Consider the following 18,245-nt stretch of genomic DNA (forward strand, 5'->3'; position numbering starts at 1 on the left):
CATGACGACGGACCCATCCGCGAATCCATCAGAGAACCCGCAGGGCGGCAACCCGCCGGGCGGCGAGCCGCCTCGCGGCGCGGATGGGTCCGGCACGCCGCCGCCCGGGAAAAAGCCGCGCCGCGGCCGGCGGCTGTGGCAGGCGATCGTCTGGGGGATCACCGTGCCCGTCGTGCTCGTCGCGCTAATCGGCGGTGCGCTGTATGGCGTGTTCGCCACGGAGCGCGGCACCGCTTACGCGTGGCAGACGGCCGTGAAGCTGCTGCACGGGCAGCTCGAAGGCAAGCTCGACGGCGGCTCGATCGCGACGGGTCTGCACATGCGCGACGTGCGCTGGCGCAGCCTCGACGGCACCGGCACCGATATCCGCATCGACCGCATCGACGGGCGATGGGCGCTGTCCGACAAGCCCTGGCGCTTCGTCATCGACTATCTGCACGTGGGCACGATCGATGCGCGCATTGGGCCGTCCACCTCGAAGTCCGCGCCGATGAGCTTGCCGAAAGACCTGCGCGTGCCGCTGCAACTGGCCGTGCGCGATCTGAGCGTCGACAGGCTGATCCTGCGCGAAGGCGGATCGACGTCCGAATACGCGCGCTTGCTCTTTCACGGGCGCAGCGACGGAAGGCATCACGAGGCATCCGTCGACCGGCTCGATACGCCGTTCGGCGCGGTGACGGCGGCGGCGAAGCTCGACGGCGTGCGGCCGTTTCCGCTGACGGGCGACGCCGGTTATTCCGGCAAGGTCAACGACGAGCCGGTGCAGGTGCGCGCGCATCTGTCGGGCACGCTCGAAACGCTCGTCGCCGAACTCGACGCGACGGGGTTGAAGCTGGCAGGTCACGCGCGCGTCGAGGCGACGCCGTTCGCCGACGTGCCGTTGCAGCGCGCGACGCTGACTTTCGATCACGTGAATCCGCAGGCTTTCGCGCCCGGCGCGCCGCTCGCCGATCTCGCCGTGCGCGCCGAGTTGCAGCCCGTGCAGCGCGATGCGGCGGGGCATGAGGCGATGCATGGGGCGGCGAGCGGCGCTAGCGGCGTGGGTGCGGCGAGCGGCGCGACTAGCGCTGGCGTGGCGAGTTCGGTGGCTACCGCAAGTCCGGGCAAGGCTGCGAGCCCGGCCAGCGTCGCGAGTACCGCCCATCCGGCAAGCGTAGCGAGCGCCCCCGCGCCCGCATCACAGCCCGACGCCGCTGGCGGCGCACGCGCTTTCGCCGTGCAGGGCGCGGTGTCGATCGTGAACGCGAAGCCCGGCTCGATCGACCAGCACCTGCTGCCGCTGATCGACGCGCATGTCGACGTGCGGCTCGACGCGCAGGCGCAGCACCTCTCCAACCTGAACGTGCGGCTCGTGAAGGACGCAACCGTGACGGGCGGCGGTACGCTGACGGGCAAGCGGGGGCAGTTCGATCTGCAGGTCGCGAATCTGGACCTGAACGCGTTGCAGGCGAGCGTGCGCCCGACGCAGTTCGCAGGGCCCGTCTCGATCCGGCTGAACGACGATACACAAGGCGTCACGCTCGATCTGAACGATCCGAAGTCGGCATTGCGCGCGCAAGGCAAGATCACGCTGGACCCGGCGCGCACGAGCTTCAACGACGTGCGCATCACGTCCGGCAAAGGCCGCATCGACCTGAATGGCGCGATGAAGCGCGACGAGCACTCCACGTACAACCTCAAGGCGACGCTGACCGATTTCGATCCGCTGACGCTGACCACGCAAACACCGTCGCGCGCGGCGGCGCCAGTCAACAAGGGCGGCTCGGCAAAGGGCAAGTCGGGCAAAGGCCGCAACACCACGACGGGCACGCCTGAAGCACCCACGAAGGCGCCCACGAAAACGGCGGCGCATTCACCGGCAAAAGCCTCCGCGTCGCGCAAGATCGAGGCGCGCGTGAACGGCACGCTGTCGGCGGCGGGCGTGCTGGGCCCCACGTTCACGACGAAAGCCGAGTTCCGCCTCGGCGAAAGCGTCTACGACGGCCTGCCGATGACGGGCAGCGGCACCGTGCAACTGGCCGGCTCGCGCATCCTGCCGAGCCGCGCGAGTCTTTCCGTCGCGGGCAATCAGCTCGATCTGCAAGGCAGCTTCGGGGCCCGCGGCGACCGCCTGCGCTTTCATGTAGACGCACCTGATCTCGAACGGCTCGGCTTTGGGCTTGCCGGTCTCGTCGCGGCGCAGGGCGACGTGACAGGCACGTTCGACCATCCGAACGTCGCGCTCGACTACAAAGCGGAAAACGTCGTGTTCGCGTCGAACAGGGTCGGGCATGCGGAAGGGCACGTCGAGTTGCGCGACGGCGCGAACGGCGCCATGGTCTTTACGACGGACGCGCGCGATGTCAGCACGGCGGGCGTCGAACTGAACGCGCTCACCGCGCGCCTGAACGGCACGCGCGCGAAACATACGCTCGACGCCGCCGCGAAGGGCTCGCTGAAAGGCCGGCCACTCGACCTGGCGCTGGCAGCGAACGGCAAGCTCACCGACGCGCGCGACGGCACGCACTGGGACGGCACCGTCACACGCCTGTCGAACAAGGGCACGCCTGCGCTGAACATGGAATCGCCGCTCACCGTCAGCGCGGGCGGCCAGCGCGTGACGCTCGGCGCGACGCGGCTGACGCTCGAAGGCGCGGTGCTCGATCTGAAGTCGTTCGCGCTCGATCACGGTCGCATCCGCTCGGCGGGCACGCTGACGGGCGTGTCGGTCGCGCGGATGCTCGAATTGCGCCAGGAGTTCACGGGCGTGCCGTCGACGCTGAAAACCGATCTCGTCTTCGACGGCAACTGGGACTTCGCGCTCGCTGATACGGCGACGGGCCATATCGACCTGAAGCGGCGCGGCGGCGACATTACGCTCGAAGTGGGACGCGGCTACGCGCCTGTCGGCATTAGCGACATCGCCGCGCGCGCGGACTTCAGCGGCGGCAATCAGCTGAACGCGACCGTGCATGCGCAGGCAAGCCGCATCGGCGTGATCGACGCGTCGGCGCATACGCCGCTCGTGCCGCGTGACGGCGTGCTGACGCTCAACCAGGAAGGGCCGCTCACGGGCAGCATCAACGCGAACGTGCCGTCGCTGAAAACGACGGGCGGCCTGTTCGGGCCGAGCTATCTGCTCGACGGCCATCTGGCGCTCAAGCTCGCGCTCGGCGGCACCGTCGCGAAGCCGAACCTGTCGGGCTCGCTGATCGGCGACGGACTGTCGGCGACGCTCGTCGACCAGGGCGTGCAGTTGAAGGACGGCGTGGTGCATATTGCGCTCTCCGAAAACCTCGTCGATTTCCAGCAGGTCGAGTTTCACGGCGCATCGGGCACGCTGCGCGCGACGGGCCGCGTGCGGCTCGACAACGCGGAACCCGACCTGACGGCGAACATCGTCGCCGACAAGCTCGAACTCTTCGCAGCGCCGGACCGGCAGCTGACGATGTCGGGCAGCGCGAGCATGGCGAACGCCGGCGCGCAGGGCGGGCTCGCGATCAACGGCAAGTTCGTCATCGATCATGCGATGTTCGACATGCCCGAGAAGGGCGAGCCGCGTCTCGGCGACGATGTCGTGGTCGTGCGCCCGGACGGGTCGGTGGCGGGCGGCAAGCCGCAGGAAACCGGCAATTCGAACAAGCCGGTCGGCGCGTTGGCGCCGCGCGCGAACATCGATATCGATCTCGGCCAGAAATTCCGCTTCCGCGGCCAGGGCGCGGACGTCGGCCTGCGCGGCACGATCACCGCGTTGAGCGCGCCGAATATGCCGCTGCGCGCGGTCGGCAACGTGCGCGTGACGGAAGGCTCGACCTATACGGCGTTCGGCCGCAAGCTCGGCATCGAAAACGGCTTCTTCACGTTCAACGGACCGGTCGCGAATCCCGGCATCAACATTCTCGCGATGCGCCGCAACCAGCAGGTCGAGGCGGGCGTGCAGGTGACGGGCACGATCCAGTCGCCCGTCGCGAAGCTGGTGTCGGAGCCGAGCGTGCCGGACAACGAAAAGCTCTCGTGGCTGCTGTTCGGACACGGCACCGATCAGGGCAACAGCGTCGGCCAGCAGAGCACGATGACAACAGCGCTCGCCCTGCTCGGCAGTGCCAGCGGCAAGCGCATCGCACAGGAGTTCGGGCTCGACGAATTCTCGATCGGACGAAGCGAAGTGGGGCTGACCGATCCGCAGGTCGTGATGGTGTCGAAGGCGATGAGCGAGTGGCTCGTGATCGGCTATGAGCAGGGCCTGCAATCAGCGAGCAACGCGATCAAGGCGACCGTGAACCTGACGCGCTACTGGTCGGTGGCCGCGTACGGCGGCACGTTCCAGGGGATGGACTTGCAGTACACGCGGCGCTTCGACAGGCTGCGATGATGATCAAAAAAGGCCGGCGCGCTGCGCGAGCGGCCGGCCTGCTGGCTGCGAAATGGGAAATGACGGGTATGCGTTAGCGCGGGTCCGCCTGCCGTTGCGCATTCACCAGCGCCTGCACGATCCGGCCGAACCCCTCGGGCCGTCCCTCGAAGATGCGCTCGACGGCCTTTTCGTCGATCAACCGGCGCCGCAGCATCTCGCGCTCGGCGTGCTGCGTGGCGAGCCGCACGGCGGCGCGCACGTACTCGTCGATCGAATGCGTGGTCAGCCAGGCGGGCATGCCCGCGCGTCCGAAGAGCCCGCTGTCGATATGCTCGAAGACTTCCGCGCCGCACAGATTGACGCCGGGCAGACCGAGCGTGAGCGCGTCGACGATGCCGTTCGTATTGCCGAACGGAAACGGACTCACGAACATGTCCATCGTATTGATGATCTTGAGATAGGCCGGGTAGCTCATCCCGCCGTACACCAGCACGTTTTCGCGCGGCAGCGCCGCCTGGATCAGCCGGCGCACATAGGCGATATCGAGACCCTCGGCCCACGACGTCATGAAATGGAAGCGCACGGGAATGCCGGCCGTTTCGATGATTCGCCGGCACGCGCCGAGGAAGCGCGGGTTGAGCTTCATCGCGCTCGCGGTCACGGCGATGTCGATGAACTCGCCGCGCTCGGGAATGCCAGGCGTGATGTCGGTGAGCAGTTTTGACGGCACATACGGTTGGCCGTCTTTCGGCAGGCGCATCAGCTTTTCGCTGAAGCACGCGGGATCGCCGACGAAATCTTCCTCGACGCTCACATAGTCGATGCACGACGCGTGCATCGTCGCCGGGTGGCCGAGCGCCGCGATCTGCAGCGGCGCGACGCGTACGTTCGTCATGAAGATCGTGTGCGGGAACATGCCGACGCTCGGCATGTAGAGCACGGCGGGCCGATTGTCGCGCGCGAAGTTCTGCACCTGCCGGACGATCTCGCCGACATACTCCGGATGCTCAAACGGGATGAAGCGATCGAACACGGCGCGGCCTGCTTCGTCCACATGCTGCGCCTCGCCGAAGGCGACGACTTCGAAGCGCTCGCGCGCCGCGAGCATCGTGCGCGAATGCGTGCGATAGATCGAATGGCCGCCGTTGAACCATTCGAGCACGACGATCATCAGCGGCTTGCGCACGGCCTGTTCTTCCGACGCGGGAGCGGGCGCGACTTCCGCCTCGTGGGCGAGCAGGCCGAGCGAGTCGAGTTTCCTGCGCACGAGCTGGCTGATGCCGCGCTTCATCGCATGGCGGGTCGGCAGGTCGGAGTAGCTGCAATGCATGTACGCGCCGCAGACGGCTGCGCCCGGCAGGTTGTCGAGGTCGTCGATGGTTTCGAGCGCGCCGGGCAGCCATTCGATCAGGCGCTCGCGCTTTGCGTGCGCCGCCGGCGAGATCACGACGGCCGAACCCACGATCGACATGCCGAGGCTCGTCGCGAGCGCCGGCTCGCTCTTCGCCAGATCGGCAAGATCGATTTCGTACTGCGATTCGACCGTGTACAGGACGATCTGCTTTCTGACCAGCGCCTTCGCGCTGTCGGCGTCATCCGATGAAGCCGCGTGATCGAGCAGCGCGCGCAGGATGTGATCCGTGCTGCCGTACGCCGACGCGACGAACAGCATGTTGATCCAGTGACGGCTCGAGAAAAGCTGATTGAACTGCTTGTCGTTCAGGCGGAATTGCGGATCGGCGAGGAGGGTCGTGAGGGCGTCGGCGATGCGTTGCAGCGTCGCCGCTGCTTCCTTGCTCGTCGGGAGCATCGGATCGGCGAACGCCAGGTCGACGCCCGGCAGCCGGCTGCGGTTCGAGATGAGTGTGTTGATCAACACGATCAGCGCTTCGTGCGCGGCGTCGTAGTCACGGGAAGCGACGAGGGCTTCGAACTGGTCGAGGGAGTATTCAGTGCTCATGTCGGTGGTCGATTCGGGATGACGAGCGGGTGTGTGTCGTCGTCGATATGCCCGCTCTGAAGCGAGTGTCGTCAGCTGAAGCGCCGGCTGCCGGGCCGTCTGACAAACCGATCGCAATTTTCGAAGAATTCGATCCGGCTGAATGTAGGAACACTCTTATTTTGAGAAAGGATTTGGCTGCGGAAGCTGTTCCGTCTGGTTTTGCGTTGCCCAATCACAGATACCGAAGCCAGGACGAAAAAAAAAGCACGTCCAAAGACGTGCTTCCGTAGTGGCGTCTGTTCGCGCCAACAGTGCGATGCGCTCGCGTTACTTGACGCGCATGCCGGGCTTCGCGCCGCTGTCCGGCTCGAGCACGTAGATGCCCGGCTCGGCCTTCTCGTCGGCGGCCGATGCGGCGAGCACCATGCCTTCGGACAGGCCGAACTTCATCTTGCGCGGCGCGAGGTTCGCGACCATCACCGTCAGCTTGCCGACCAGCTGCTCGGGCTGATACGCCGACTTGATGCCCGAGAACACGTTGCGCGTCTTTTCCTCGCCGACGTCGAGCGTCAGTTGCAGCAGCTTGTCCGATCCTTCGACCGCGCGGCAATCGACGATCTTCGCAATGCGCAGGTCGATCTTCGCGAAGTCGTCGATCGTGATGATGCCGCTGTCGTCGGGCCTTGCCTGCGTGTCGCCGTGGGCGGCCGCCGTGGCTTTCGCGTGTGCCTTGGCTTTGGCCTGCGCCTGCGTCTTGTCGGCTTCGGCTGCCGCGCCGGCGGCCGGTTGCAGCGAGCCGCGGTTCGCGACGAGCAGCGCCTCGATCTGCTTCGGATCGACGCGGGTCATCAGGTGCTTGTACGCGTTGATCGCGCGCGCGGAGGTCAACGGCTTGTCCGCATCTGTCCACGTCAGCGGCTCGACGCCGAGGAACGCCTCGGCCGCTTCGACGACCTTCGGCAGCACCGGCTTGAGCGCCAGCGACAGCAGACGGAACGCTTCGAGCGACACGCTGCACGTCTCGTGCAGCGCGGCCGAGTTCGCCGGGTCCTTCGACTGATCCCATGGCTTGGCCGTATCGACGTACGCGTTCACGGAATCCGCGAGCTCCATCGTCAGGCGCAGCGCGCGGCCATAGTCACGCGACTCGTAGTGCGCGGCGATCAGCGGAATCGCGGCGCGCAGCGACGCCAGCAGCGGATGCTGCATCGCGCTGTCCTGCACGCGGCCGTCGAAGCGCTTGATCAGGAAGCCGGCGGCGCGGCTCGCGATGTTCACGTACTTGCCGACGAGGTCGCTGTTCACGCGCGCCTGGAAGTCTTCGAGGTTCAGGTCGATGTCTTCCATCGTGCTGTTCAGCTTGGCCGCGAAGTAGTAGCGCAGCCATTCGGGGTTCATGCCCGTTTCGATCACGCTGTTGGCCGTGATGAACGTGCCGCGCGACTTCGACATCTTCGCGCCGTCGACGGTCAGGAAGCCGTGCGCGAACACGTTGGTCGGCGTGCGATGGCCGGAGAACTCGAGCATCGCGGGCCAGAACAGCGTGTGGAAGTACAGGATGTCCTTGCCGATGAAGTGATACTGCTCGGCCGTCGAGCCCTTCTTCACCCACGCGTCGAAATCGACGCCGCGCTTTTGCGCGAGATTGCGGAAGCTCGCGTAGTAGCCGACAGGCGCGTCCAGCCACACGTAGAAGTACTTTCCCGGCGCGCCCGGAATCTCGAAGCCGAAGTAGGGCGCATCGCGCGAGATGTCCCAGTCGGCGAGCTTTGCTTCGCCCGCGTCGCCGAGCCATTCGCGCATCTTGTTGGTCGCTTCCTGCTGCGCGAGGCCGCCGACCCAGCCGCGCAGGAACGACTCGCAGCGCGGGTCGGACAGCTTGAAGAAGTAGTGCGTCGAAGTTTTCTTGATCGGCGTCGCGCCCGACACGACCGAGTACGGGTTGATCAGCTCGGTCGGCTGATACGTCGAGCCGCACACTTCGCAGTTGTCGCCGTACTGGTCCTTCGCGTGGCACTTCGGGCACTCGCCCTTGATGAAGCGGTCCGGCAGGAACATTTCCTTGACGGGGTCGTATGCCTGCTCGATGTCGCGCGCCTCGATCAGGCCGGCCGCCTGCAGCGCCGTGTAGATCGACTCGGACAGCACTCGGTTCTCTTCGGAATCGGTCGAGTAGTAGTTGTCGAACGAAATGCCGAAGTTGTCGAAGTCGCGCTTGTGCTCCTGCCACACGCGGTCGATCAGCTGCTTCGGCGTGATGCCTTCCTGTTCCGCCTTCAGCATGATCGGGGTGCCGTGCGTGTCGTCGGCGCCGACGTAGTAGACCTCGTGCCCATGCATTCGCAGCGCGCGGACCCAGATGTCCGTCTGGATATATTCGACCAGGTGGCCGATATGGATTTGCCCGTTCGCGTACGGCAGGGCAGACGTGACGAGGATCTGGCGGCGGCTCTTCGGCGCGCCGGCGGCGGTGAGGTCCGCGGATTGAACCGCGGTGGCGTCGGTTGCTGACATGTGGGTTCTATGGACTGGCGGAAGGTACGGGCGGCCGTCACAACGTCAACGCGGACGGCGCTGCGCCCAGGACCGCACGGGCGGGGCATCCGCTCATGCAGCTCGGGTTGTCGAACGCGGCTTCGCGGATTGTCGTCGCGCGTAGAACCGGCCCGAATCGTCGATTTTACCAGCGTGGACCTATCGAGGCAGCGCGCAGGTGAGAGCGGGCATTCAGGGTCATTCCGCGGCGAGGCGGCGGCAATGCGTGTCGCGCCTGATCGGCTGCGCAAAGAGACGTCGCCTTGCGTTCACATCGAATACATCACGCAGTTGAGCGCCGCCGAATAGGGTCGCGATGCACCCGTTCGCGGTGCGTAGCGTCTTTGTAGAAGAGAAGGGAGAGCAGGCAAAAAAACCGGGGCTATGGCCCCGGAGCAACAACGACAAGAGGAGAATGGTGACGCGGCGGCGTCGCCGCACACGTACCGTAAAGACAGACAGCGGAATTTCAGAAGAGTTCGAAAATTTTTTCGATTCGCTTGTGCGGTCCGCTGCGAGGCTCTCGGGGCGCTTTGGCCAGGCGCTACGCAGGTTGCCTTCCCCGTTCCCGCTCGAGCTTGTCTGGACGGGGCTCTGCGAGGCAGAGTCCCGTCCTTTCCCCACAGTCCTTATTGCGCGTGCTGCGCCATTGCGCGCAGATAGATTTCGACGCGGCGGTTTTGCGCACGGCCCGCTTCCGTGTTGTTGTCGGCGATCGGCTGGTTCGCGCCCATGCCCGAAGCGGACAGGCGCTGCGGCGCGACGCCGTCCTGCGCCAGCGCGTTCGTCACGCTTTGCGCGCGATTGACGGAGAGCGTCTGGTTATAGGCGGGCTGACCCGTGCTGTCGGTGTGGCCCACGACTTGCGCAACCACTTCCGGATTCTGGTTCAGCGTTTGCGCCACCTGCGTGAGGACAGGTGCGAACGACGACTTGATCGCGTAGCTGTTCGTATCGAACGTGACCGAGCTCGGGATGTTCAGCTTGAGCGAGCCGTCCGGCTGCTCACTGATCTGCGTGCCCGTGCCCTTCGTCGCGCCCGACAGCTTGTTCTTGATGTTCTGCCAGTTGTAGCCGGTGACGCCGCCGACCGCCGCGCCGACGCCCGCACCGATCGCCGCGCCCTTGCCGCCGCCGAAGATCGCGCCGAGCGCGGCGCCCGTGCCCGCGCCGACGCCTGTGCCGACGGCCGTGTTGGTGCCTTGCTCGGTTGCGCAGCCGCCGAGCAGCGCGCCAACGACAGCCAATGCCGACAGGCGTGTCATGATTTTTGCGTTCATTCTTGAGTCCTCTTGAGTAAGACGGTCGACACACAGATGCAGGGTTCGCGATCGCGCCGACAGCCGGAAAGGGTCTTCCGGCAAGCCCCGACGCCAGCCACTACAATGACAACTGAGTCAGCGACGATTCGGCCCTATAGCAAACTTGCGCGGCAAGCGTGCCAATGAGACAGGTTTTAGGCAATGCCGGCTAACAATTTCTTTCAATATTTCCGGCGTGTCGCGCATCCTTCGATCGCGCGCCGCGCCGAGCGTTCCCACGGAGACTCAATGAGCATCGATCGGGCTTTGATAGACGCGGCCCTCGCAGCCCTCACCGACCCCAACACGCAGCGTCCTTTCGCCGCGGCCAAAAGTTTCAAGAACGTCACCGTCGATGGTGCCGCGGTCAGCGTTGACGTGGTACTCGGCTATCCGGCCAGGCGCCAGTTCGACACGATCCGCGCGCTCGTCGCCGACGCGCTGAGCGGCGTGCCCGGTGTCGCCGAAGCGCGCGTGCAGGTGTCGCAGGACATCGCCGCGCATACCGTGCAGCGCGGCGTGAAACTGTTGCCCAACGTCAAGAACATCGTGGCCGTCGCGTCCGGCAAGGGCGGCGTCGGCAAGAGCACGACGGCCGTCAATCTGGCGCTGGCGCTCGCGAGCGAAGGCGCGTCGGTGGGTATCCTCGATGCCGACATCTACGGCCCGTCGCTGCCGATGATGCTGGGCATCGAAGGCCGTCCCGAGTCGCCCGACGGCCAGTCGATGAACCCACTGGCGGGCCACGGCGTGCAGGCGAACTCGATCGGCTTCCTGATCGAGCAGGACAACCCGATGGTGTGGCGCGGCCCGATGGCCACGTCCGCGCTCGAGCAGTTGCTGCGGCAGACCAACTGGAAGGATCTCGACTATCTGATCGTCGACATGCCGCCGGGCACGGGCGACATTCAGTTGACGCTGTCGCAGCGCGTGCCCGTGACGGGCGCCGTGATCGTCACGACGCCGCAGGACATCGCGCTGCTCGACGCGAAGAAGGGCTTGAAAATGTTCGAGAAAGTCGGCATTCCGATTCTCGGCATCGTCGAGAACATGGGCCTGCATATCTGCTCGAATTGCGGCCACGAGGAGCATATCTTCGGCTCGGGCGGCGCTGAGCGGATGTCGAAGGAATACGCCGTCGACGTGCTCGGCAGCCTGCCGCTCGACATCGCGATCCGCGAGCAGGCCGATTCGGGTCATCCGACGGTGGTCGCGGACCCGGATGGCCGCGTCGCCGAGATCTATCGGACGATTGCCCGCAAGGTCGCGATTCATATCGCCGAGCGTGCGCGCGACATGAGCTCGAAGTTTCCGACCATCGTCGTGCAGAACACGTAGGGCGCACCGCGCCGCCCGTTGCGCGATCGGGACGTCGCGCAACGGCGCGGATCGCGGCATGATCCGGCTGTGCCGGCCAGGCCAGTCGGCGAAACAGGTCTTCAGAAGGCGGATTGAAAGGGGTCTGAATGCGGGCCCGCTCGCGGTATCATGTCGGCTTCATCAGGTCCGGCAACGCGGTCGCGGGGACGGCCGGCGCTCGACAAGAGGATCGCATGAGAAAACGAATCGGCGGCAAGGCGATCAAGACAAGCATCGTCCTGGCTGCGACCTGTCTCCTGTTATCGGGGTGCAGCTTCCTTAGGCCTCAAGAGAAACGCGCAGACGCGCAGTTGGTGCCGACGCTCGGCAACAACGCGCGCGGCATGGTCACGTTCATCGAGCACTCGGATGGCGTGCAGGTGACCTACAACCTGACGGGCCTGCCGCCGAACAGCGATCACGCGCTGCAGGTCCACGAACGCGGCGACTGCAATTCCGCCGACGGCTCGGGCGCGGGCGCCATATTCGCACCGGCGGCGGAGCGCCTGAAGATCGGCGCGCGCGTCGAAGGCGATCTCGGCAATATTCACGCGGACGCGGCGGGCGTGGCGGCGGGCTTCATCGTCGCGCCGGACGTATCGCTCGACGGCGTGCGTTCGGTGATGCAGCGCGCCGTGCTGCTGCATCGCGACGCGTCCGATCCCTATGCGTATCCGCAGCACGGCGCCGGCCCCGCCATCGCATGCGGGCTGATCCGCCCGTAACTTCCTGTCGTTCACCAGATGGGGGCGCGCATCGCCCGTCGTTGCGCCGCATCAGCCAATCGTTTGCGCAGCGCGTAAATCCATCGTTCTCCGTCCGTATTTCCTTGGTCATCCATCGGGCATTGTCCGCTGCCGTTTTTCGGCGAAAGCACGATGCAATGCGCGCGGGCGGACGCGATACACGCCGCATCGGGCATGCTTGCCGTGATCGCGTAAAATAAGCGCCTTTCGTCCGGCGGCGCGCGCTCCGTGAGCGGCGCGCGAGCGTCTGTCGGCCCGATACAACCCGTCAGCAGCGTTCACCTATGAGCATCAAATCCGACAAGTGGATCCGGCGCATGGCCGAAGAGCACAAGATGATCGAGCCGTTCGCGCCGAATCAGGTGCGCGCGACGGAAGACGGTCGCAAGATCGTCAGCTATGGCACGTCGAGCTACGGCTACGACATTCGCTGTGCCGACGAATTCAAGATCTTCACGAACATCAACTCGACGATCGTCGATCCGAAGAACTTCGACGAGAAGTCGTTTGTCGATTTCAAGGGCGACGTCTGCATCATCCCGCCCAACTCGTTCGCGCTCGCCCGGACGGTCGAATATTTCCGCATTCCGCGCAGCGTGTTGACGGTGTGCCTCGGCAAATCGACGTACGCGCGTTGCGGCATCATCGTCAACGTGACGCCGTTCGAGCCGGAATGGGAAGGACACGTCACGCTCGAATTCTCAAATACGACACCATTGCCTGCGAAAATCTACGCGAATGAAGGCGTTGCGCAGGTGCTGTTCTTCGAAAGCGACGAGATTTGCGACGTATCCTACGCGGATCGCGGCGGCAAGTACCAAGGTCAGCATGGCGTGACGTTGCCGAAGACGTAACGATAACGCGCATTGAATCACCAGCTATCCGGGTGACCGCTGCGCAGCAGCGGTCGTTCTTTTTGGAGAATCGCCCATGAAGTTTCGTTTTCCCGTCGTCATCATCGACGAAGATTTCCGCTCCGAGAACATCTCCGGTTCCGGCATCCGGGCGCTTGCCGAGGCCATCGAGAAAGAAGGCGCGGAAGTGCTGGGTCTCACGAGCTATGGCGATCTGACCTCCTTCGCGCAGCAGTCGAGCCGCGCGTCGTGCTTCATCCTGTCGATCGACGACGACGAGCTGCTGCCGTACGTCGAGAACGGCGACGACCAGGTGCCCGAACTGGCGCCCGCGATCATCGACCTGCGCGCGTTCGTCGCCGCCGTGCGCCGCCGCAATGCGGACATCCCGATCTTCCTGTATGGCGAGACGCGCACGTCGCGCCATCTGCCGAACGACATCCTGCGCGAGCTGCACGGCTTCATCCACATGTTCGAGGACACGCCGGAGTTCGTCGCGCGCCACATCATCCGCGAGGCGAAGGTGTACCTGGATTCGCTCGCGCCGCCGTTCTTCAAGGAGCTGGTGCAGTACGCGGACGAAGGCTCGTACTCGTGGCACTGCCCGGGCCACTCGGGCGGCGTCGCGTTCCTGAAGAATCCGCTGGGCCAGATGTTCCATCAGTTCTTCGGCGAGAACATGCTGCGCGCGGACGTCTGCAATGCCGTCGACGAACTCGGCCAGCTACTCGATCACACGGGCCCCGTTGCTGCTTCCGAGCGCAACGCGGCGCGCATCTTCAGCGCGGACCATCTGTTCTTCGTGACCAACGGCACGTCCACGTCCAACAAGATCGTCTGGCACGCGACCGTCGCGCCCGGCGACATCGTGCTCGTCGACCGCAACTGCCACAAGTCGATCCTGCACGCGATCACGATGACGGGCGCGATCCCCGTGTTCCTCACGCCGACGCGCAATCACTTCGGCATCATCGGTCCGATTCCGCGCGACGAGTTCAAGCCGGAAAACATCCGCAAGAAGATCGAAGCGAATCCGTTCGCACGCGAAGCGCTCGCGAAGAACCCGAACCTCAAGCCGCGCATCCTGACGATCACGCAGAGCACGTATGACGGCGTGATCTACAACGTCGAGATGATCAAGGACCTGCTCGGCGACATGCTCGATACGCTGCACTTCGACGAAGCGTGGCTGCCGCACGCCGAGTTCCACGAGTTCTATCAGGACATGCATGCGATCGGCGCGGGCCGTCCGCGCACGGGCGCGCTCGTGTTCGCGACGCACTCGACGCACAAGCTGCTCGCGGGCATCTCGCAGGCCTCCCAGATCGTCGTGCAGGACTCCGAGAACAGCACGTTCGACCGCCACCGTTTCAACGAGGCGTATCTGATGCATACGTCGACGAGCCCGCAGTACGCGATCATCGCGTCGTGCGACGTGGCCGCCGCGATGATGGAGCCGCCGGGCGGCACGGCGCTGGTCGAGGAATCGATCGCGGAAGCGCTCGACTTCCGCCGCGCGATGCGCAAGGTGGATGCCGAATACGGCGACGACTGGTTCTTCAAGGTCTGGGGCCCGGAAGAGCTCGCGGAAGAAGGCATCGGCTCGCGCGACGACTGGATGCTGCGCCCGAACGACCGCTGGCACGGCTTCGGCGAGCTTGCGGACGGCTTCAACATGCTCGACCCGATCAAGGCGACGATCATCACGCCGGGCCTGGACGTGGACGGCGAATTCGGCGAGACGGGCATTCCCGCCGCGATCGTCACGAAGTACCTGGCCGAGCACGGCATCATTGTCGAGAAGACGGGCCTGTACTCGTTCTTCATCATGTTCACGATCGGCATCACGAAGGGCCGCTGGAACTCGATGGTCACGGAGCTTCAGCAGTTCAAGGACGACTACGACAACAACCAGCCGCTGTGGCGCGTGTTGCCCGAGTTCGTCGCGCAGCATCCCGCGTACGAGCGCATCGGCCTGCGCGATCTGTGCGAGCAGATCCACAGCGTCTATCGCGCGAACAACATCGCGCGCCTGACGACCGAGATGTACCTGTCGAGCATGGAGCCCGCGATGAAGCCGTCCGATGCGTTCGCGAAGCTCGCGCACCGCGAGATCGACCGTGTTCCTATCGACGAACTCGAAGGCCGCGTCACGTCGATCCTGTTGACGCCGTATCCGCCGGGCATTCCGCTGCTGATTCCGGGCGAGCGCTTCAACAAGACCATCGTCAGCTATTTGCGTTTCGCGCGCGAGTTCAACGAGCGCTTCCCGGGCTTCCACACGGATATCCACGGTCTCGTGGGCGAAACGATCAACGGGCGCATCGAGTATTTCGTCGATTGCGTGCGCGACTCGTGATCATGAAGCAGGCACCGCGCTTCGGACTTCGGCGTCATGCGCGCGCGGCTGCATGCGCGGCGCTGCTGGGCGTGCTCGCGCCGCTCGCCGCGCTGACTTTCGCGCCCGCCGCGGCGCGCGCGGAAGCGGCAGCGGCCGACCCGATCGACGCATCGATGCGCGCGTGTCTCGCGCGCGCGGACATGTCGTCGGCGGCGGGGCAGGTGCATTGCACGGACACGGCGCGGCTCGCGTGGCAGGCGTCGATGGACCAGTCGTTCCAGCAGGTGCTCGCGAAGGTGCCCGACGCGCAGCGCAAGAAGTGGCAAGAGAGCCAGCGCCGCTGGCAGGCGTGGCGCGACGCCGACGGCAAGCTGCTCACTGCCGTGCTCGCCACGACGCAGGGCACCTCGTATCAGATCGCCGGCGCGGACATGCAGTTGCAGCCCGTGCGCGACCGCGCGCTCGCGCTGCGCACCGTGGCGGCGAACGCGGGCAAGCAGGACCCGAAGACGCGCCCGCGCGCCTGTTCGTTCGACGCGCAGTGCGAGCACGCGATGTTCGATCTGAACCGCTATTACCGGCGTCTGCATGCGAAGCTGCCCGCGCACGCGCGCCCGACATTGACGCACGCGCAACGCGCGTGGAGCGCATATCGCGACGCGACCGTTCCCCTGATGGACGCGCGCACGCAAATCGATATCATCGGCGCGCGCGTTGCGCTGCTGAAGCGCATGGGCGATACGGCCCGCAACGATTGAGCCGCGCTGTCGTCGCGTCGCATTTCTTCCAGTCTCCAGGTTGTTCGTCCGGCAGGCGCAATTGCGTTGCACCTGCCGACGTTTGCGCATGGCACGCGGCTTCGCGTGACATGCGCGCATCGTGACGACGCGCAAATCCCTTCATGCGTCGAATGACATTTTTTTAAAGTTGCAGGTGCAAGTGCCGGTATCTTTCGTCGCGCTATCAGAGCGACCGACGAAAGCGCGGCACACTGCCGCCCGATCCGGAAGGCCGCTCGAAGCGCGAGTCATTCTTTGAACGGGACCAACATGTTGAAGCCATTCACACCTTGCGCATTGATCGTCGCAGTATTGGCCGCCACGGCACTGGGCGGATGCGCGACCGAGGCGTCGCGCTCGCTGCCGACGCCCGAGGTCAGCAGTGCAAACGTGCCGCACGCCGGCAAGCCGGTGCCTGTCGCCGTCGGCAAGTTCGACAACCGCTCGAGCGACATGCGCGGCATCTTCTCCGACGGCGTCGACCGCGTCGGCAGCCAGGCGAAGACCCTGCTCGTCACGGCGTTGCAGCAGAGCCGCCGCTTCTCCGTGCTCGAGCGCGACAACCTGAGCGAAATCAGACAGGAAGCGCAGATCGCCAACAAGGCGCAGCAGCTCAAGGGCGCCAACTATGTGATCACCGGCGACGTGACCGAGTTCGGTCGAAAGGAAGTCGGCGATCAGCAACTGTTCGGCATTCTGGGGCGTGGCAAGAGCCAGGTTGCCTACGCGAAGGTCAGCCTGAACATCGTCGATACGACCACGTCGGAAGTGATCGCCTCCAGCGAGGGCGAGGGCGAATACAGCCTGTCGAACCGCGAGATCATCGGCTTTGGCGGCACGGCGTCGTACGACTCGACGCTCAACGGCAAGGTGCTCGATCTCGCGATCAAGGAAGCCGTTAATCACCTCGCCGAACAGGTCGACGCAGGCGCGCTACAGGCTGCGAAGTAACACCATCCATCACGATCAACAAGAACATGTCGAAGCGATTCAATTGGCGGACCGGCTTTGCGCTGCCGGCCGCGGCGGCGTGCGCGCTACTGTCCGCGTGCGCGAGCACGACGAACAGCCCCGCGCTCTATCAATGGGACGGCTATCAGCCGCAAGTCTACGAGTACTTCAAGGCGCAGAAGAGTCCGCTCGAGCAGATCGATGCACTCGAAAAAGCACGTCAGCAGATTCTCGCGAAGGGCGCATCGGTTCCGCCGGGCTTCCGTGCGCATCTCGGGATGCTGTACGCGAGCGTCGGCAAGAGTCAGGAAGCGAAGCAGGAGCTGCTCGCCGAGAAGCAGTCGTTTCCCGAGTCGTCGACGTACATGGACTTTCTGCTGAGCAAATTCCAATGACCATGAAGCGCTTCTTTTCGTTCAGGCTGTTCGCCGCGCTGTCCGTGCTCTTCACATTGACGGCATGCGTCGCCCACGCGCCCCGTCAGGCGGACTACACCGCGTTCCGCAACAGCAAGCCGAGGACGATTCTCGTGCTGCCTCCCGTCAACAACACATCGGATGTGAGCGCCACGTACGGCATGCTGTCGCAGATGACGATGCCGCTCGCCGAGGGCGGCTATTACGTGGTGCCCGTCGTCGAGATGGAAGAGACGTTCAGGCACAACGGCCTGACCACGCCGAACGACATCCAGAACGTCGCGCCCGACAAGCTGCGCAGCGTCTTCGGCGCCGATGCGGCGCTGTACACGACGATCACGCAGTACGGTTCGAAGTTCATGATTGTCGACAGCACGACGGCCGTAACAGCCGGCGCGAAGCTCGTCGACCTGCGCTCGGGCGACACGCTCTGGCAAGGCACGGCAAGCGCGACGGGCAAGGAACTGGGCAACAACTTCAGTGTGAATACGGGTGGCCTGATCGGCGCAATGGTGCAGGCGGCCGTCAAGCAGGTCGCGCATTCGCTGGCGGACGAATCGCATGATGTCGCCGGACTGACGAGCCGCAAGCTGCTGTCGAGCGGCGGCGCGAACGGCCTGTTGTATGGTCCGCGTTCGCCGAAGTACGGCACGGACTGATCTTGTCATGACGAACGCGCGCCGGATGT

Annotated in this window: 12 protein-coding genes; 9 read left to right on the plus strand and 3 right to left on the minus strand. The window is 65.1% G+C overall.

What is annotated here, in order from left to right; all coding sequences use genetic code 11:
- The first annotated feature begins 1 nt into the window (after position 1).
- Positions 2 to 4,351 (plus strand): translocation/assembly module TamB domain-containing protein, encoded by a 4,350-nt coding sequence (locus BN2476_RS12210; protein WP_087734421.1) that lies wholly within the window; start codon positions 2 to 4, stop codon positions 4,349 to 4,351.
- 73 nt (positions 4,352 to 4,424) lie between these two features.
- Here the strand turns inward: BN2476_RS12210 and BN2476_RS12215 are convergent, their stop codons facing one another.
- The 3 genes from BN2476_RS12215 to BN2476_RS12225 all read right to left on the minus strand — a co-directional run bounded on the left by BN2476_RS12215 (position 4,425) and on the right by BN2476_RS12225 (position 10,090).
- Entirely contained in the window at positions 4,425 to 6,293 is a 1,869-nt protein-coding gene (locus tag BN2476_RS12215) for an adhesin (RefSeq protein WP_087734422.1), read from the minus strand.
- Between the two features lie 309 nt (positions 6,294 to 6,602).
- Positions 6,603 to 8,789: a methionine--tRNA ligase gene (metG, locus tag BN2476_RS12220; RefSeq protein WP_087734423.1), complete on the minus strand. Its 2,187-nt coding sequence runs from the start codon at positions 8,787 to 8,789 to the stop codon at positions 6,603 to 6,605.
- Positions 8,790 to 9,439: 650 nt separating this feature from the next.
- On the minus strand, positions 9,440 to 10,090 hold the full coding sequence (locus tag BN2476_RS12225) for a YiaD family glycine zipper/OmpA-like lipoprotein (RefSeq protein ID WP_087734424.1): 651 nt from the start codon (positions 10,088 to 10,090) through the stop codon (positions 9,440 to 9,442).
- Between the two features lie 270 nt (positions 10,091 to 10,360).
- Between BN2476_RS12225 and apbC the strand changes: the two genes are divergently transcribed.
- The 8 genes from apbC (at position 10,361) to BN2476_RS12265 (ending at position 18,216) form a co-directional block, all read left to right on the plus strand.
- Positions 10,361 to 11,449, plus strand: coding sequence for an iron-sulfur cluster carrier protein ApbC (gene apbC, locus BN2476_RS12230; RefSeq protein WP_087734425.1), 1,089 nt, complete (start codon positions 10,361 to 10,363; stop codon positions 11,447 to 11,449).
- A gap of 215 nt (positions 11,450 to 11,664) precedes the next feature.
- Positions 11,665 to 12,195, plus strand: a complete 531-nt coding sequence (locus BN2476_RS12235; RefSeq protein ID WP_087734568.1) for a superoxide dismutase family protein — start codon at positions 11,665 to 11,667, stop codon at positions 12,193 to 12,195.
- 305 nt (positions 12,196 to 12,500) lie between these two features.
- On the plus strand, positions 12,501 to 13,070 hold the full coding sequence (dcd, locus tag BN2476_RS12240) for a dCTP deaminase (RefSeq protein ID WP_087734426.1): 570 nt from the start codon (positions 12,501 to 12,503) through the stop codon (positions 13,068 to 13,070).
- Between the two features lie 76 nt (positions 13,071 to 13,146).
- A complete protein-coding gene (locus BN2476_RS12245) occupies positions 13,147 to 15,429 on the plus strand; it encodes an arginine/lysine/ornithine decarboxylase (protein ID WP_087734427.1) in 2,283 nt (760 codons plus the stop codon).
- Between the two features lie 2 nt (positions 15,430 to 15,431).
- Complete coding sequence (locus tag BN2476_RS12250) at positions 15,432 to 16,169, plus strand: lysozyme inhibitor LprI family protein (RefSeq protein ID WP_173819613.1); 738 nt, start codon at positions 15,432 to 15,434, stop codon at positions 16,167 to 16,169.
- A 291-nt stretch (positions 16,170 to 16,460) separates the two neighbouring features.
- Positions 16,461 to 17,141 carry a CsgG/HfaB family protein gene (locus tag BN2476_RS12255; protein WP_087734428.1) on the plus strand — a complete coding sequence of 227 codons (681 nt, stop codon included), beginning with the start codon at positions 16,461 to 16,463 and terminating at the stop codon, positions 17,139 to 17,141.
- A gap of 26 nt (positions 17,142 to 17,167) precedes the next feature.
- Complete coding sequence (locus BN2476_RS12260; RefSeq protein WP_087734429.1) at positions 17,168 to 17,536, plus strand: DUF4810 domain-containing protein; 369 nt, start codon at positions 17,168 to 17,170, stop codon at positions 17,534 to 17,536.
- A gap of 2 nt (positions 17,537 to 17,538) precedes the next feature.
- Positions 17,539 to 18,216 carry a DUF799 domain-containing protein gene (locus tag BN2476_RS12265; RefSeq protein WP_087734570.1) on the plus strand — a complete coding sequence of 226 codons (678 nt, stop codon included), beginning with the start codon at positions 17,539 to 17,541 and terminating at the stop codon, positions 18,214 to 18,216.
- Positions 18,217 to 18,245: the final 29 nt, after the last annotated feature.

The organism is Paraburkholderia piptadeniae, assembly GCF_900007165.1.
In the GTDB taxonomy this organism is placed as follows: domain Bacteria; phylum Pseudomonadota; class Gammaproteobacteria; order Burkholderiales; family Burkholderiaceae; genus Paraburkholderia; species Paraburkholderia piptadeniae.

Excerpts from the sequence above, each read along its gene's own strand:
- BN2476_RS12210 (WP_087734421.1), top strand. The coding sequence starts at position 2 with ATGACGACGGACCCATCCGCGAATCCATCAGAGAACCCGCAGGGCGGC.
- BN2476_RS12225 (WP_087734424.1), bottom strand. The coding sequence starts at position 10,090 with ATGAACGCAAAAATCATGACACGCCTGTCGGCATTGGCTGTCGTTGGC.
- BN2476_RS12245 (WP_087734427.1), top strand. The coding sequence starts at position 13,147 with ATGAAGTTTCGTTTTCCCGTCGTCATCATCGACGAAGATTTCCGCTCC.
- dcd (WP_087734426.1), top strand. The coding sequence starts at position 12,501 with ATGAGCATCAAATCCGACAAGTGGATCCGGCGCATGGCCGAAGAGCAC.
- BN2476_RS12260 (WP_087734429.1), top strand. The coding sequence starts at position 17,168 with ATGTCGAAGCGATTCAATTGGCGGACCGGCTTTGCGCTGCCGGCCGCG.
- BN2476_RS12215 (WP_087734422.1), bottom strand. The coding sequence starts at position 6,293 with ATGAGCACTGAATACTCCCTCGACCAGTTCGAAGCCCTCGTCGCTTCC.
- BN2476_RS12235 (WP_087734568.1), top strand. The coding sequence starts at position 11,665 with ATGAGAAAACGAATCGGCGGCAAGGCGATCAAGACAAGCATCGTCCTG.
- BN2476_RS12265 (WP_087734570.1), top strand. The coding sequence starts at position 17,539 with ATGAAGCGCTTCTTTTCGTTCAGGCTGTTCGCCGCGCTGTCCGTGCTC.
- metG (WP_087734423.1), bottom strand. The coding sequence starts at position 8,789 with ATGTCAGCAACCGACGCCACCGCGGTTCAATCCGCGGACCTCACCGCC.
- BN2476_RS12250 (WP_173819613.1), top strand. The coding sequence starts at position 15,432 with ATGAAGCAGGCACCGCGCTTCGGACTTCGGCGTCATGCGCGCGCGGCT.
- apbC (WP_087734425.1), top strand. The coding sequence starts at position 10,361 with ATGAGCATCGATCGGGCTTTGATAGACGCGGCCCTCGCAGCCCTCACC.
- BN2476_RS12255 (WP_087734428.1), top strand. The coding sequence starts at position 16,461 with ATGTTGAAGCCATTCACACCTTGCGCATTGATCGTCGCAGTATTGGCC.